General features: G+C 71.6%; 13 protein-coding genes. 6 read left to right on the forward strand and 7 right to left on the reverse strand.

Annotated features, from left to right (window positions below; all coding sequences use genetic code 11):
- Positions 1-58: 58 nt before the first annotated feature.
- A complete protein-coding gene (locus NMN56_RS12530; RefSeq protein ID WP_274040119.1) occupies positions 59-754 on the reverse strand; it encodes a non-oxidative hydroxyarylic acid decarboxylases subunit B in 696 nt (231 codons plus the stop codon).
- Positions 755-937: 183 nt separating this feature from the next.
- Between NMN56_RS12530 and NMN56_RS12535 the strand changes: the two genes are divergently transcribed.
- Positions 938-1843 (forward strand): helix-turn-helix transcriptional regulator, encoded by a 906-nt coding sequence (locus NMN56_RS12535; protein WP_274040120.1) that lies wholly within the window; start codon positions 938-940, stop codon positions 1841-1843.
- Between the two features lie 266 nt (positions 1844-2109).
- Here NMN56_RS12535 and NMN56_RS12540 read toward each other — a convergent pair whose 3' ends face one another.
- Positions 2110-2970 carry an SDR family oxidoreductase gene (locus NMN56_RS12540; protein WP_274040121.1) on the reverse strand — a complete coding sequence of 287 codons (861 nt, stop codon included), beginning with the start codon at positions 2968-2970 and terminating at the stop codon, positions 2110-2112.
- Between the two features lie 205 nt (positions 2971-3175).
- Here NMN56_RS12540 and NMN56_RS12545 point away from each other — a divergent pair, with 205 nt between their 5' ends.
- The 5 genes from NMN56_RS12545 (at position 3176) to NMN56_RS12565 (ending at position 8232) form a co-directional block, all read left to right on the forward strand.
- Positions 3176-5770 carry a penicillin acylase family protein gene (locus tag NMN56_RS12545; protein ID WP_274040122.1) on the forward strand — a complete coding sequence of 865 codons (2595 nt, stop codon included), beginning with the start codon at positions 3176-3178 and terminating at the stop codon, positions 5768-5770.
- A 135-nt stretch (positions 5771-5905) separates the two neighbouring features.
- Positions 5906-6583 (forward strand): hydrolase, encoded by a 678-nt coding sequence (locus NMN56_RS12550; RefSeq protein WP_274040123.1) that lies wholly within the window; start codon positions 5906-5908, stop codon positions 6581-6583.
- Between the two features lie 177 nt (positions 6584-6760).
- Positions 6761-7387 carry a DsbA family protein gene (locus tag NMN56_RS12555; RefSeq protein WP_274040124.1) on the forward strand — a complete coding sequence of 209 codons (627 nt, stop codon included), beginning with the start codon at positions 6761-6763 and terminating at the stop codon, positions 7385-7387.
- A gap of 63 nt (positions 7388-7450) precedes the next feature.
- Positions 7451-7765, forward strand: a complete 315-nt coding sequence (locus tag NMN56_RS12560; RefSeq protein WP_274040125.1) for a GNAT family N-acetyltransferase — start codon at positions 7451-7453, stop codon at positions 7763-7765.
- 35 nt (positions 7766-7800) lie between these two features.
- Complete coding sequence (locus NMN56_RS12565; protein WP_274040525.1) at positions 7801-8232, forward strand: (4Fe-4S)-binding protein; 432 nt, start codon at positions 7801-7803, stop codon at positions 8230-8232.
- Positions 8233-8320: 88 nt separating this feature from the next.
- Here NMN56_RS12565 and NMN56_RS12570 read toward each other — a convergent pair whose 3' ends face one another.
- The 5 genes from NMN56_RS12570 to NMN56_RS12590 form a co-directional block, all read right to left on the reverse strand.
- Entirely contained in the window at positions 8321-9340 is a 1020-nt protein-coding gene (locus NMN56_RS12570; protein WP_274040126.1) for a TIGR03842 family LLM class F420-dependent oxidoreductase, read from the reverse strand.
- Between the two features lie 26 nt (positions 9341-9366).
- Positions 9367-10776, reverse strand: coding sequence for a dihydropyrimidinase (hydA, locus tag NMN56_RS12575; protein ID WP_274040127.1), 1410 nt, complete (start codon positions 10774-10776; stop codon positions 9367-9369).
- 131 nt (positions 10777-10907) lie between these two features.
- On the reverse strand, positions 10908-13004 hold the full coding sequence (locus NMN56_RS12580) for a serine/threonine-protein kinase (protein WP_274040128.1): 2097 nt from the start codon (positions 13002-13004) through the stop codon (positions 10908-10910).
- A 49-nt stretch (positions 13005-13053) separates the two neighbouring features.
- The gene (locus NMN56_RS12585; protein WP_274040129.1) at positions 13054-14406 is read right to left on the reverse strand and encodes an aspartate aminotransferase family protein; all 1353 of its coding nucleotides are present in this window, start codon (positions 14404-14406) and stop codon (positions 13054-13056) included.
- On the reverse strand, positions 14403-15245 hold the full coding sequence (locus NMN56_RS12590; protein ID WP_274040130.1) for a nitrilase-related carbon-nitrogen hydrolase: 843 nt from the start codon (positions 15243-15245) through the stop codon (positions 14403-14405). The genes NMN56_RS12585 and NMN56_RS12590 overlap by 4 nt, the downstream gene beginning before the upstream one ends.
- Positions 15246-15428: the final 183 nt, after the last annotated feature.

The raw sequence follows: 15428 nt of genomic DNA on the forward strand, positions 1-15428 counted from the left end.
GTTCCTGTTCTTTCTAGGAGCGCGCAGTGAGCCGTGCGCGCGGCGACGCGTACGCGTTTCAGACGGCGGACGCGGCGTCCGGCGCGGAGGGACCCCGCGCTGCGGACGTGTCCGGTACCCGCGTATCCGGTACGCACGTGTCCGGTACGGCGGGAGTGGCGTGGTGCGCGAGGGCTGCCGCCTCGCGGGCCGCGCGGATTCCGGTCCATCGGCGGGCCGCGGGGGCCGGAAGGCCGAACTGGTCGAGAACCCGGGAGACGAGGTGGTCGACGATGTCCTCGACGCTCCGGGGGTGGTTGTAGAAGGCCGGCATCGGGGGCACGATCCGCGCCCCCATCCGGGAGAGTGCCAGCATGTTCTCCAGGTGGATCTCGCTCAGCGGCGTCTCCCGCGGTACGAGCACCAGCGTGCGCCGCTCCTTGAGCACGACGTCGGCCGCCCTTCCGATGAGCCCGTCCGCGTACCCGGCGCGGACGCCCGCCAGCGTCTTCATGCTGCACGGGGCGATCACCATGCCGTCGGTACGGAACGAGCCGGAGGAGAGGGGCGCGGCCTGGTCGCCGGGGCCGTGCACCACGTCGGCCAGCTCAGCCACCTCACGCGCCGACCGCCCGGTCTCCAGCTCCACGGTCGTACGGGCCCAGCGGCTGAGCACCAGATGTGTCTCCACCCCCGGGAGGGGCGCCAGGCACTCCAGCAGCCGTACGCCCAGGACGGCGCCTGTCGCGCCCGTCATCCCCACGATCAGTCGCATGTGACGCCTGTTCCTTCCAGTCGGTTACCGACGGCCACATGGCCGCGCCACGGAAGATTCCGGTCAACGCGGAACACCGTGCTCGCCGCACACGAAGGCGTGGCCGTCCGCGTGGCCACCCGCCGTCTCCCTGCTCACGTTAGGGCTGGCCACCACGGGGATCGCGGTAGAGTCGGACGCGGTATGAACAGAAACGGACAGGCTCTCGCGGAGGTCGGGCTCCCCTTCCCCGCCACCCCCGGCGGCCCTCCCGGGCTGGAGATCCATGACGTCCCCGGCTGGTCGGCACGCCTCCGGCGCCTCGCCGGCCGCGCGGAGGCCCGCGTCCGGCCCGACTTCCACGTCGTGATCCACGTACGCACCGGCCGGCTGCCGTGCTCGGTGGACTTCACCGACTGCGTGGTGGAGAGCGGCTGCTGGCTCTGGGTACGCCCGGGACAGCTGCTCCAGCTGAGGACCGAGCCCGGATCGGTGCCGGGAACAGCCGCCCAGGGGACGGTCGTACTCTTCAGGCCCAGCATCCTCGACGCCGCGACCGTCGCCACCGCGCGCCTGGACCGGCGGGCCTGGCGGCTCCCCCTCGCGCCCGCTCCCCCGGCCGGGGAACCGCTGCGGCAGACGCTGGAGATGCTGGAGAACGAGTACCACCACCTGCGGGACCTGCCGCTGGAGGCACATGTCGCGGTGGCCAGGCATCTGCTGGCGGTGCTGGTGCTGCGCCTGTCCAGCCTCTCCGGCGGCCGGCGCACCCCGATGGGCGACGCGACCTTCCAGCGCTTCCAGGAAGCGGTGGAGGAGGACTTCACCCGGACCCACCGCGTCGAGGACTACGCAGCGCGCCTGGGCTACAGCGTGCGCACCCTGACCCGGGCGACGAACGCCGCCGTCGGGTGCGGTGCCAAGAGCTTCCTCGACGACCGGCTCATGCTGGAGGCCAAACGGCTGCTGCTGCACACCGAGTTGCCCGCCACCGCCGTCGGCGAACGGTTGGGCTTCCACCACGCCACGGTCTTCACCAAGTTCTTCCGCCACCATGCCGGTGAGACACCGGCCGCCTTCCGCGCCCGGAGCGGGGGCACGCCCGCTTGAGGCTCACGCGCGTACCGCGTACCGCGTACCGCGTACCGACTGCCGCCTGCCGCCTGCCGCCCACGGCGTCCCGGTACCGGTCCGGTACGGGCCCGCACCCGGCCGCCCACGCCCAACGGTCCACACCAGACGGCCCACATCCGGCGGTCCACATCCGGCGGTCCACACCCAGGGGCCCACGCCCGACAGCCCGGGACCGGCGGCCGGAGGTCTCGGCTGTCGGTCCCGGGCGGCGGGCCGTATCCGGCGGTCCCAGTCGGCAGGTCTCAGCTGAAGTCCGCCACGTGGTCCGTGACCCAGTCACGGTAGGTGAGGGCCTGGCGGCCCATGACGGTGGGGAAGTCGGTGGTCGCGGCTTCCGGCTCGTGCTCCATCTGGACGTGGGCGTCGAGGATGCCCTCGGCGTAGTGGTCGGGGAGGCCGGCAGCGACCAGTTCGGCGTGTGCCTCCTCGCGCGGCTGTTCCTCGACCTTCAGGGGGCGGCCGAGCACCTCGCCGATCGTCTGCACCATCTCGGCCTGGGTGAGCACCTCGGGCCCCGTCATTCCGGGTGCCCTGCCCACGAGTTCGTCGGTGAGGAGTGCGCGGACGGCGACGGCGGCGATGTCGGCCTCGTGCACGAGGGCGCGGGCCGCGCGGGGTGAGGCGATGCGGACGGGACCTCCGGCGCGGACCTTGTCCGCCCACCCGAGGGTGTTGGAGGCGAAGCCTCCGGGGCGCAGCAGGGTCCACTCGGCGCCCGAGTCGCGGACGAGGCGTTCGAGGTGGGCGTGGCCGCCCATGATGCCGTCTTCCGGGTCCGCCTCCTCGTCGGGCCCCTGGTCTCCGCCACCGGCCGAGAGGTAGACGAGGCGGCCGGCGTGCCGTGCGAGGGTGCCGACGACCTCGGCGGCGCCTTCGGGCCCGTGCAGGGGCCACATCAGGAAGGCGGCCTCGACCCCTTCGAGCGCGGTTTCCAGGCCGGTGAGGTCGGTCAGGTCGCCGCGTACGATCTCGACGCCTTCCGGCAGCGCAGCCCTGGCCCTGTCCGGGTCGCGGACGAGTGCGCGTACGTCGGCGCCTGCCTCCGCGAGCTGCTTCGCGACCTGCCCGCCGACCTTCCCCGTGGCTCCGGTCACCAGAATCATGAGTGCTCCTCAGTCGTGCTCTCCCCCGCGTGTTCGCGGCGACAGGGACAACTCTGCAAGTTCAAGTGAGCTTCAAGTCAAGGCGGTGTGCGCCGGGTGCGTGCCGGGTGTGTGCCGCACGATCAGGCGCGTTCGCACCGCTGCCCCCACGCGTACCCGCCGGTAAGCTCAACGCGCCCTGCCCTCACAGCAGTTGGGAGGCACCATGCGCAACAGGCTCAGGAGCCTGCGAAGACTGATCGTCACCGGCGCAGCGCTGGCCCTCGCGGTCACCGCGCTGCCCGCTTCCGCCGCGCCACCCGGCGGTGACGGAGCACGCGACGGACACGCACAGCGCGCCGAACGCCCCTCGCACAGCGGCATGTCCGCCGTCATCCGGTACACCGAGAACGGCATACCCCACATAGCGGCGAAGGACTATCCCGGCCTCGGCTTCGGCAACGGCTGGGCGCAGGCGGCGGACCAGATCTGCGTGCTCGCCGACGGGTTCACGACCGTACGCGGCGAGCGCTCCCGCCACTTCGGCGCGACGGCCGAGACGGACGGCTCGCTCTCCTCGGCCTCCAGCAACCTCGCCAGCGACCTGTACTTCAAGGGCGTACGCGAGGCGCGCACCGTGGAGAAGCTGCTCAGGCAGCCGGCTCCGGCCGGTCCGAGCCGCGAGGTGCGGGAGCTGGCACGCGGCTGGGCCGCCGGGTACAACGACTGGCTGCGCGAACACCGCGACGACATCAAGGACCCGGCGTGCAAGGGCGCCGCGTGGCTGCGCCCTGTCACCGCGCTCGACGTGTCACGGCGCGCGTTCGCGCTGTCCGTACTCGGCGGTCAGGGCATGGGCGTGGACGGCATCACCTCGGCCACCCCGCCCGGAGAGACCGCCCCGGCCGGAAAGGCCACCCCGCCCGGAGCGGCCACCCCGCCAGAGACCAAGGGTGCGGACCGCGCCGGGACCACCGCACCCGGAGAGGCCACCGCGCCCAAGGGAGCCCGTACGAGCGCGGCCGGAGCGCACGCGGCAGGTGGCGGGGAGGGGATGAGCCCCAAGGAGGCAGCGGAGGCGGCCCGTTCGGCGCTCTCTCGGGCCAATGCCGACATGGGTTCCAACGCCGTGGCCTTCCACGGTTCGACCACGGCCAACGGTTCCGGCGCGCTGCTCGGCAACCCGCACTACCCGTGGCACGGCGGGCGCCGCTTCTGGCAGTCGCAGATGACCATCCCGGGCGAGCTGAACGCCGCCGGTGGCTCGCTGCTGGGCTCCCCCACCGTGTCCATAGGCCACAACTCACGCGTCGCGTGGAGCCACACGGTGGCGACCGGCGTCACCCTCAACCTCCACCAACTCGCCCTGGACCCCGCCGATCCGACCGCCTACACGGTGGACGGAAAACGCGAGCGCATGGAGCCGCGCGAGGTGAGCGTCACCGGCAAGGACGGCAAGCGGATCACGCGTACGCAGTGGTGGACGCGGTACGGGCCCGTCGTCACCGAGGCGGCCGGTGTCGAGCTGCCCTGGTCGGCCACGACCGCCTTCGCACTCAACGACCCCAACGCGCGCAATCTGCGCCTCACCGACACGGGCCTCGCCTTCAGCAAGGCGCGCGACATACGCGGGATGCGCGAGGCGCTGGAACGCGTCCAGGGGCTGCCCTGGGTGAACACCGTCGCGGCCGACGCGCGCGGCAACACCCTCTTCGCGCAGTCGCAGATCCTGCCCCGGGTCACGGACGAGCTGGCCAAGCGCTGCAACACCCCGCTGGGCCAGGCCACCTTCCCCGCGGCGGGACTCGCGGTGCTGGACGGCTCGCGCGCCGACTGCACTCCGGGCACGGGCAGCGGCGCTGTCCAGAAGGGCGTGTTCGGGCCCTCCGAGATGCCGGTGCTCCAGAACGCGCCCTACGTGGAGAACTCCAACGACAGCGCCTGGCTGGCCAACGCCGACCGGCCGCTGACCGGCTACCCGCGCATCTTCGGCGACGAGGGCACCCCGCGTTCCGTGCGGACGCGCGGGGCGGTCGAGGACGTGTCGGCGCTGGCCCGCGAGGGCGGGATCACGCGGCGCGATCTGCGCGAGCAGCAGTTCGCCAACCGCGCGCCGGCCGGTGACCTGGCCGCCGAGGACACCGCGAAGGCGTGTGCGGCGCTGCCGGGCGGTACGGCGGGGAACAGCGCGGGCGAGACCGTGGACGTCGCGCGGGCCTGCGTCGTCATCGCGGGCTGGGACCGCACGATGCGGACCGGGAGCGAGGGCGCGCTGCTCTTCGACAGGTTCTGGGGCAAGCTCGCGACCACCGTCCCCGCCGACCAGCGCTGGAGGACACCGTTCGACCCGGCGAAGCCCGTCACCACACCGCGCGACCTCAACACCGGGGCGCCCGGCTTCGCCACGGCGCTGGCCGACGCGGTCTCCGAGCTGGAGAAGTACGGCATCCCGCTGGACGCACCGCTGAGCGAGCACCAGTTCGTGGAGCGGCGCGGCAAGCGGATCCCCGTGCCCGGCGGTGTGGGAGGGCTGGGCGTATGGAACATGACGGTTCCCGTGTGGGACGGGGAGCGCGGCGGTTACCGGGAGGTGCAGCACGGCTCCAGCTACATCCAGGCCGTGGACTTCTCCCGCGGGGGCGGCTGTCCCGTACGCGCCGACACGCTGCTGACCTACTCGCAGTCCTCCGACCCCACCTCGCGCCATTCCAGCGACCAGACGGAGCTGTACTCCAGGGGCCGCATGGTCGAGGAGCGGTTCTGCGAGAAGGACATCCGCTCCTCGCCCGAGCTACGCACCGTACGGGTGTCGGACAGGTGAGGCGGCCAGGGGCGGCCTGAGCCGCTCCGGGAGACGGAGCTTGTGGCCGTGGTGCGCGAGCCTGTGGCCGTGGTGCGCGGGGCAACGGTCCGCGCCAAAGTGGGGTGGAACCCCCACGAAGGGACGGATCGCCCGATGAGCGACACCACGGCCACCACAGGCGGCGCCCACGTCTCGGAGCGGCTGCTCACACCGGACAACCATGTGCTGATGCTCATCGACCACGAGAGCCAGATGGGCTTCGCCGTCAGCTCGCACCCCATGGAGATCGTGCTCAACGCGACCGAGGGGCTGGCGAAGACCGCGCGGCTCTTCGACGTCCCGACGGTCGTGACGACGGTGATGGAACGGCACTTCAGCGGCCCGGTCTTCCAGGGCGTGCGGCAGGTGTTCCCCGACGACGGCTCCTGGATCGACAGGACCACGATGAACCCGTGGGAGGACGAGCGGGTACGTGAGCGCGTGCGCTCGGCCGGCCTGCGCAAGCTGGTACTGGCCGGCCAGTGGACCGAGGTGTGCGTGACCATGCCGGCGCTGTGCGCGCTGGAGGAGGGCTTCGAGGTGTACGTCGTCTGCGACGCCAGCGGAGGGGTCAGCTCCGAGGCGCACGAACGCTCCGTACAGCGCATGGTGCAGGCCGGTGCCCAGCCGCTCACCTGGCTCCAGTACCTGCTGGAACTGCAGCGCGACTGGGCACGCTCGGAGACCTCCTCGGCCGTCGGAGACATCGCCCGCGCACACGCGGGCGCCTACGGGCTGGGAGCCGAGTACATCTACACGATGCTCGGCTGGGACCGCGAGGACCGGAGCTGAGGAGCGGGAGCCCGAGCCCCAGCCCCAGCCCGGGCCCGGGAGCTGAGGAGCCCGGGAAGCCGGAGCCGGGGAGGCACGGAGGCGGGAAGGCGGGGAGCTGAGCCTCGGTGGCGAGCTGCCCACCCCTATGGCCCCTCCCCCGTTGCCCGCTGACGGGCACGGACACAGGCTGGCCGCATGATCCCCGCGAACACGACAGGTGAGGGCGGCACGACCGTGGTCTACGGCGCCGGGACCGATGCGCGGACCGACGGCGGGACCGAAGCCGCGGCCGGGGCCGCGGCCCCCGTGCTGGACGTCTACGCCGACCTGCGCTGCCCGTACTGCAAGCGGATGGAGAACGAGCTGGGCGAGACGATGCAACAGCTCGCCGACGACGGGGAATTGGTGCTGCACTACCACTTCGCCACGTTCCTGGACGACTCGCTCGGCGGCCACGGCTCGCACCGCGCGCTCAACGCCCTCGGCGCCGCCGCCACCACGGGCCAGGCCCCCTTCATGGCGTATCTGCGCACCCTCTACCGCAACCAGCCCCACGAGCACAGCGACGGGTTCGGCGAGAACAGGATGCTGCTGGGCCTGGCCAACGACGTGGAGGGGCTGCGCTCCCCGGAGTTCGAGAACGCCGTCCTGGAGATGGCGTACCACGACTGGGTGGAGCGGGTCTCGCGCGCCTTCGAGGCGAGCGGGGTCTCGGGAACGCCGGCCGTCCTGTTCGACGGAAGGCCCGTGGCGGTGCTGGACCGTACGGGGCAGGCCGTGCAGCCCGAGCAGTTCACCGCCCAGATCCACGCGACCGGCTGACCCGGCGAGAGCGCCCGCGCGGCTGCCCCGCGCCGGCGAGCGCACCACCACGAGGAGTGCGGCATGAGCGAGCAGGACGTCGAGGTCACCGACAACCCCGGCGAGAACCGCTACGAGGCGAGGGTCGGGGGCGCCCTGGCCGGGGCCACGCAGTACAAGCGCGCACCCCACGTCGTCGCGCTCCTCCATACGGAGGTGGAGCCGGAGTTCGAGGGACGGGGCGTCGGCGGGGCACTGGCACGGACCGCGCTGGACACGGCGCGCGCTGCGGGCGACGAGGTGGTGCCGGTCTGCCCGTTCGTGGCGGGCTACATCCACCAGCACCCCGAATACCAGCCGCTCGTCTACGAGAAGAAGGGCGGTGCCAAGGACCGATGACGAGGACCGAGGAACGGGACGGGGACACAGCCGCCATGCCCGAGGACAGGACGCGCCGCGCAGGCCGCAAGCGCTACGAGGGGCCGGGGATCGCCGTCAGCTACGAGGTCGCGCGCTGCCTGCACGCCGCCGAGTGCGTACGGGGGCTGCCTGAGGTCTTCGATGTGAGCCGCAGACCGTGGATCGACCCGGCAGCCGCAGCCCCCGACCGCATCGCCGAGGTGGTCGAGCGCTGCCCCAGCGGCGCACTCCAGTACCACCGCGAGGACGGGGCACCCGACGAGGTGCCCCCCGCACCGACCCGCGCGAACCTGCACGGTGACGGGGTGCTGCACCTGCGCGGTGACCTGCGCGTGGCCACACCGGAGGGGGAACGCGCCGAGACCCGCGTCATGCTGTGCGGCTGCTCCCACACCCGGCACGCCCCGTTCTGCGACCACACAGGACGCTGCAAGGAACACGGCTGAGGCAGGACCCGAGGCGTGCCCGGCTGAGGCAGGCCCTGGACAGGCCCGGCTGAGGTATGGCCTGAGACGGGGCCCGGCGCCGCCCGCCTCAGCCGGTGGCGCCCAGTACGGGGATCACGCGCGCGCCGTAGGCGTCGATGGTGTGCTCCCTGGTGTCGTGCATGGCGTAGAGCGCGAACTGGTCGACGCCCAGCCCCTCCAGCTCGCGCAGCCGCGCCAACTGGGCCTCTTCGGGGCCGATGACACAGAAGCGGTCCACGATCTCGTCCGGCACGAACGCCGTGTCGGGGTTTCCCGCGCGGCCGTGGTGCGCGTAGTCGTAACCCTCGCGCTCCTTGATGTACGAGGTGAGCGCGGTGGGCACGGCGTCGGAGTGCTCGCCGTACCGCGCGACGAGGTCGGCGACATGGTTGCCGACCATCCCGCCGAACCACCGGCACTGCTCCCGCGCGTGCGCGAGGGCCGCCGGCGTGTCCTCGCAGACATAGGCCGGCGCCGCCACACAGACGGTGACGGACGCCGGGTCGCGCCCGGCCTGCGCGGCCGACTCCCGTACGGCGCGCACCATCCAGGCGGTCAGCACGGGGTCGGCGAGCTGCAGGATGAACCCGTCGGCCTCGCGGCCGGCGAGCGCGAGGGCCTTGGGCCCGTAGGCGGCCATCCAGACCGGCAGCCGCCCGTCCCGTACCCAGGGCAGCCGCAGCGTCGCCCCGTCCACGACGGCCTCGCGGCCCTCGGCGAGGTCACGGATCGCGGTCATGGCCTCGCCGAGCCTGGCCAGGGTGGCGGGCTTGCGCCCCGCGACCCGCATCGCGGAGTCGCCGCGCCCGATGCCGCAGACGGTGCGGTTGCCGTACATCTCGTTGAGGGTGGCGAAGGTGGAAGCGGTGACCTCCCAGGCGCGGCTGCCCGGGTTGGTGACCATGGGTCCGACGGTCAGCTGGGTGGTGTGGGCGAGGATGCGGCTGTGGAGGACGTACGGCTCCTGCCACAGCACGGGCGAGTCGAAGGTCCAGCCGTAGCGGAATCCGTTGCGCTCGGCCCTGCGCATCAGGTCGACGGTGGTGGAGCCGGGAGGATCGGTCTGGAGGACGATTCCGAAGTCCATGGACGTGGCTCCTCAGTTCAGCTGGGTCAGTTCAGAAGCTGGCAGATGCCGCGCGGGACGTACTGTCCGTGCCCGGCGCGGCCCGCGTACGCGCCCCTGTCGATGACGATCTCGCCGCGCGAGAGCACCGTCTCGACCCGGCCTGTGATCCGTTTGCCCTCGTAGGCGGAGTAGTCGACGTTCATGTGGTGGGTGTCGGCGGAGAGCACCTGCTCGGCGTGCGGGTCGTAGAGGACGACATCGGCGTCCGCGCCCGGTGCCAGCGTTCCCTTCTTCGGGTAGATCCCGAACATCCTGGCCGGGGTCGCGCAGGCGATGTCGATCCAGCGGCGACGGGTCAAGTGCCCGTCGACGACCGCCTGATGGAGCAGGTCCATACGGTGTTCGACGCCGGGCATCCCGTTGGGGATCTTGGAGAAGTCGCCCCTGCCCAGCTCCTTCTGGCCGCTGAAGCAGAAGGGGCAGTGGTCGGTGGAGACGACCTGGAGGTCGTCGGTGCGCAGGGCACGCCACAGCGCGGCCTGGTGCTCACGGGGCCGCAACGGCGTGCTGCACACGTACTTGGCGCCGCCGAAGTCGGGCTCGGCGAGGTTGTCGGTGCTCAGATAGAGGTACTGCGGACAGGTCTCGCCGAACACCGGGAGGTCCATCCCCCGTGCGGTGGCGAGCTGTTGCACGGCCTCTTCGGCCGAGACATGGACGACGTACAGCGGTGAACCCGCGACCCGCGCGAGCTGGATGGCGCGGTGCGTGGCCTCGGCCTCCAGCAGGGCCTTACGGACCTCGCCGTGGTGGCGCGGATCGCTGCGGCCCGCGGCGAGCGCCTGCTCCACCAGGACGTCGATGGCGATGCCGTTCTCGGCGTGCATCATCGTCAGCCCGCCGTTGGCTGCCGTGCGCTGCATGGCGCGCAGGACCTGCCCGTCGTCGCTGTAGTAGACCCCCGGGTAGGCCATGAACAGCTTGAAGCTGGAGATCCCCTCCTCCACGAGCAGGTCCATCTCCTTGAGCGTGCGCTCGTTGACATCGGAGAGGATCATGTGGAAGCCGTAGTCGATGGCGCACTGCCCGTCGGCCTTGGCGTGCTCCTTGTCGAGCCCCTCGCGCAGCGCGTGGCCCTTGGTCTGGACGGCGAAGTTGATGATCGTCGTGGTGCCGCCCCAGGCCGCCGCACGGGTCCCGGTCTCGAAGTTGTCGGAGGAGAAGGTCCCGCCGAACGGGAAGTCCATGTGCGTGTGTCCGTCGACGCCGCCAGGGATGACGTACTTGCCGGTGGCGTCCAGGGTGCGGTCGGCCGTGAACGCCTCGGCAGCGGCGCTGTGGTGGGCCGCGAGCGCCGCGATGCGTCCGCCCTCGATGAGCACATCGGCGTGCAGCTCGTCGGCAGCGGTCACGACGAGGCCGTTCCTGATGACGGTGGATTCGCGGGATGTCATGAGCGGCTCCTTCGCGGGGGCGGCAAGCCTGTTCGACACGCGTAGACGGACGTGAGGGTGCGACAGTAAGTCTCCCCTGGGCCACTGACAAGAACCCCTGCGCCGGGCGGGCGTGATCAGTCGGCGCGTGGTCAGCCGGCGCGCTTGAGGATGACGGGCTTTCCGGGAAAGACCAGGCTGTTGAGCCGCACTTCGCCACTGCCGCGCATCGTCACGCGTATCGGCTCGCCCACCGGCAACCCCAGGTCGCCGCACGCCTCGTACGCCACCGCGTCCTGGTCAAGGGTGGCGTCCTTGTCCCCCACGCCTCCATAGACAAGAGCACGGGGCTCCACCGCACCCAGGTCCGCCTCCCAGGCGCACTCCTCTTTCGCGCCTTTACCTCTGACCGCGAACGATATTCGGGACTCACCGAGCGACCCTGCCGAGAATTCGACGACGTTGGTGCCGTCACCGACCAGCTCGCCGGTCATCTCCCACTTACCGGACATGGCCTTGGGGACAGAGTTCTTCGGCCTTCCGGAGACGCGATGGAGGAGGGCGGACTCCCTCCGGCCGGAGGCGCTCCAGGCGAGTGCCTTGTTCTCGTAGGCCAGATCCTGCTTCGGGTGCTGCGGGCACGACTCCTCCCGGTCGCTGGTGGCGGGCTCGGCCCTGAGTCTCAGGACGCCGTCGTACGAGGCGAGGGCCGCCGGTGAAGAGCACACCTGATTCGTATAGGTCGAGTAGATGTGCGCGACGGTCTCGCCCTTGCGGCCCTGTTCGATGTCGATGGTGCGGGTGATCGGTTCGTCGCCCTTCGCCGCCTTGGCGACGGACTTCCAACTGCCCAGGTACTTCTTGGGCAGATCCCCCTGGGGCGCGTCCGCCTTCTTCTCCTCCCCGAACGGCCCCACGCCCGGCAGGGCGAGGAGAGTCCCACCGCCCGCGATCAGTACGAGAGCCACGCCCGCGGCGAGCACGCCCGGTCTGCGCCATGTGCCGCGCTCCTTGCTCCTGCCCTTGTGCTGTCCCTTGCCTGAAGCGGACCGTGCCGGGGTCCCGGCGGAATCGTCCGGCGGCTGCGCGCCGCTACCCGCGGGACGGGGCGGGGGGCCCGGCGGAGGAACGGCCGGCGGCCGGTCGTACACGGTGGGCAGCGCGTACGCGGGCGACCCGAGTCCCGTCCGCGGTGGCTCCACCCGGGGCTGTTCCGTGTGCGACGACTGCGTCGGTGCCGGTGCCGGTGCCGGTGCCGCGGGGGACATCACGTACGCGTCCGCTGCGCGGTCTGCGGCTTCCCGCGCCCCCGGCACCTCCGCGTCGAGCAACCGCGCGGCGTGCTGCCCCAGTTGAGCCACCAGGCCCGCCGGAAGCCATGGTTCCGCCGCACTGTTCCCGTTGCCCCGGGGGCCCGGTCCCGGCTCGTCCTCGGGGTCGGCCGTACGGGCGGCGATCTCGGCCAGGCTCGGCCGCTCGGCCGGGTCCTTGGCCAGGCAGTCACCCAGCAGTGCCCTGAGCCCGTCCGGCACCTGCGACAGGTCCGGCTCGTCCTCGGCAACACGGAACAGCAGCGCGTGCGCGGCCAGCCCCGTGTCACCGAAGGGGACGCGGCCCGTCGCGGCGAACACCAGCGCGGAGCCCAGCGAGAAGATGTCGCTGGCTGCCGTCAGCCGCCTGCCCCTTGCCTGCTCGGGCGACATGAAGGCGGGCGAGCCGACGAGGACGCCCGTCTGCGTGAGCTGCGTGCCGTCGGCCTGCTCCAACGCCCACGCGATACCGAAGTCGATCAGGCGCGGGCCGTCGATGGTGACCAGGATGTTCGACGGCTTCACATCCCGGTGGATCAGACCCGCCTCGTGCACGCTGCCCAGCGCGAGCGCCAGCCGGTTCGCCAGAATGCGGACGGTACGCGCGGGCAGCGGGTCGGACTGACCCTCCACCGCGTCGTGCAGCGGGATGCCGGGGATGTAGCCCGTCGCCAGCCACGGCTGTTCCGCGTCCGTCTCGGCGTCGAGCACCGGCGCTGTCCACTCGCCGCCCACCTTCCTCGCGGCGCGTACCTCGCGTTCGAACCGCCGCCGGAAGTCGGTCCGTTCGGCCAGGTCGCTCCGTACGAGCTTGACGGCGACCGTCCGGCCGCGCGGCGACTGCGCCAGGTAGACGCTGCCCATGCCGCCCGCGCCGAGCCTGCCCAGCAACCGGTACTCGCCGATCTGCCGCGGGTCGGTCGCCCGTAGCGGCTCCATCCGCTTCCCCCCAGTTGTCCGTGGCCAACTGGGGAATGATCGTACGCGGTCAGGGTGCGGCCTTGCCTCCCAGCTCGATCTCGGCCGTACGCAGGGCCCGTTCGAGGATGGTGGCCGCCTCCTCGGCCTCGGCGACGGTGAGGGTGAGCGGCGGCGCGATGCGCAGCACGCTGTTGGTGGAGTGGCCGCCGGCCCTCCCGATGAGGAGGCCGTGTGCGCGGGTCTCCTCCAGCACGATGGACGCGGCCTCGGGCGAGGGGTCTTCGGTACCGGGCAGCACCAGCTCGATGCCGAGCATCAGACCGCGCCCGCGCACCTCGCGCACGATGCCGAGCCCGGCCGAGACGGCTCGCAGCCGCTCCAGGAGCAGCCCGCCGACGCGGCGCGCGTTGCCCTGGAGGTCGTGTTCGAGGAGGTAGGTGAGGTTGGCGTTGCCGGCCGCCATGGTGACGGGGCTGCCGCCGAAGGTGGAGAAGGAGTTGGCGTCGAGGCAGTTCATGACCTCGGCGCGGGCGACGACGCCGCCGATGGACATGCCGTTGCCGATGCCCTTGGCGAAGGTGAGCATGTCGGGCGGCCCGGCTGCCGCGTGTGCCTGCCAGCCCCAGAAGTGGTCGCCCGTCCTGCCCCAGCCGGTCTGGACCTCGTCGCTGATCCAGAGAATGCCGTGCTGCTGGAGGATCTCGCGGAAGGCGGCGAGCAGTCCGTCGGGCGGTGCGGTGAACCCGCCGATGCCCTGGACGGGTTCGGCGATCAGCGCGGCGACGGAGCCCCGGGTCTGTCCGAGCATGTCCTCCAGGTCCTCGGCGCAGGCCGCGGTGAACTCCGCGTCGTCGAGGTGCGCGAAGGGTCCGCGCGTACGGACGCCGCCGTGCACGTAGAGGGTGTGGAACGGGGAGAGGCTGGTCGGGGACCAGGAGCGGTTGCCCGTGATGCCGACGGCGGAGAAGGAGCGCCCGTGGTAGCTGTTGCGCAGCGCCAGCACCTGGTTGGACTGGCGGTAGGCGGTCGCGAGCATGAGCGCCGTGTCGTTGGCCTCGCTGCCCGAGGCGGTGAAGAAGACCCGCGCGTCGGGGATGCCGGAGAGCGCCGCGATCCGTTCGGCCAGGTCCACCATCGGGCGGTTGAGGTAGAGGGTGGAGGTGTGCAGGATGCGCTCGGCCTGCTCGCTGACGGCCTTGGTGACCTCGGGCAGCGCGTGCGCCGTCATGGTGGTGAGGACGCCGCCGAACAGGTCGAGGTAGCGGTTGCCCTCCGCGTCCCAGACGTGCCTGCCCTCGCCGTGGGTGATCTCCAGGGGCCGCTGGTAGTAGAGCGCGAGCCAGTCGGGGAGCACGGCCCTGTGCCGGGCGTGCAATTCGTGCGGTGGGATGCCCCGTTGGGGGCCCTGGGGGGAACTCACGGCTGCACCAGCCCTCCGTAGGCGTCCGGCCTCCGGTCCCTGTAGAAGGCCCACTGCTGCCGGACTTCGTCGATCATGCCGAGGTCGAGGTCCCGTACGAGCAGTTCCTCTGCCTTGTCGTCCGCGACCTCCCCTACGAACTGCCCACGCGGATCGACGAAATAGCTCGTTCCGTAGAAGTCGTTGTCGCCGTACTCCTCGGTGCCGACGCGGTTGATGGCGGCGACGAAGTACTCGTTGGCGACGGCAGCCGCCGGCTGTTCGAGCTGCCAGAGGTAGCCGGACAGACCGCGCGAGGTGGCGGAGGGGTTGTAGACGATCTGGGCGCCCTCCAGGCCGAGTGCCCGCCAGCCCTCGGGGAAGTGACGGTCGTAGCAGATGTAGACACCCACCTTGCCGACCGCGGTGTCGAACACCGGCCAGCCGAGGTTGCCCGGACGGAAGTAGAACTTCTCCCAGAAGCCCTTGACCTGCGGAATGTGGTGCTTGCGGTAGGTGCCGAGCACGGTGCCGTCGGCGTCGATGACGGCGGCGGTGTTGTAGTAGAACCCCGAGCCGTCGACCTCGAACACCGGCGAGACGACGACCATCCCGGTCTCCCTGGCCAGCTCCCGCATGCGCTGCGTGGTGGGCCCGTCCGGCACGGGTTCGGCCCAGCGGTAGTGAGCGGGGTCCTGGACCTGGCAGAAGTACGGCGCGTTGAAGACCTCCTGGAAGCCGATGATCTTCGCACCCTGCCGCGCGGCCTCCCGCGCGTGCTCCTCGTGCTTCGCGATCATCGACTCGGTGTCACCGGTCCAGGTGGCCTGCACGAGCGCTGCGCGTACAACATCGGGCATGAACAGCTCCTTTGCGAGGGCGGCAGCCTGTTCGACACGCGTAGATAAACGTGAGGATGCGACCGTAAGTCCCCCCTGAGCCGCTGACAAGAACCCCCGCACCGTCGGCCGGGGGTTCGCCCCCTCACAGGCGGCCGGCCGGCGCGGGCGGTCGATGAGCGCGGGGCGAGCGGTGAGCGCAAG

The sequence above is a fragment of the Streptomyces iconiensis genome (assembly GCF_028657195.3).
Classification (GTDB): domain Bacteria; phylum Actinomycetota; class Actinomycetes; order Streptomycetales; family Streptomycetaceae; genus Streptomyces; species Streptomyces iconiensis.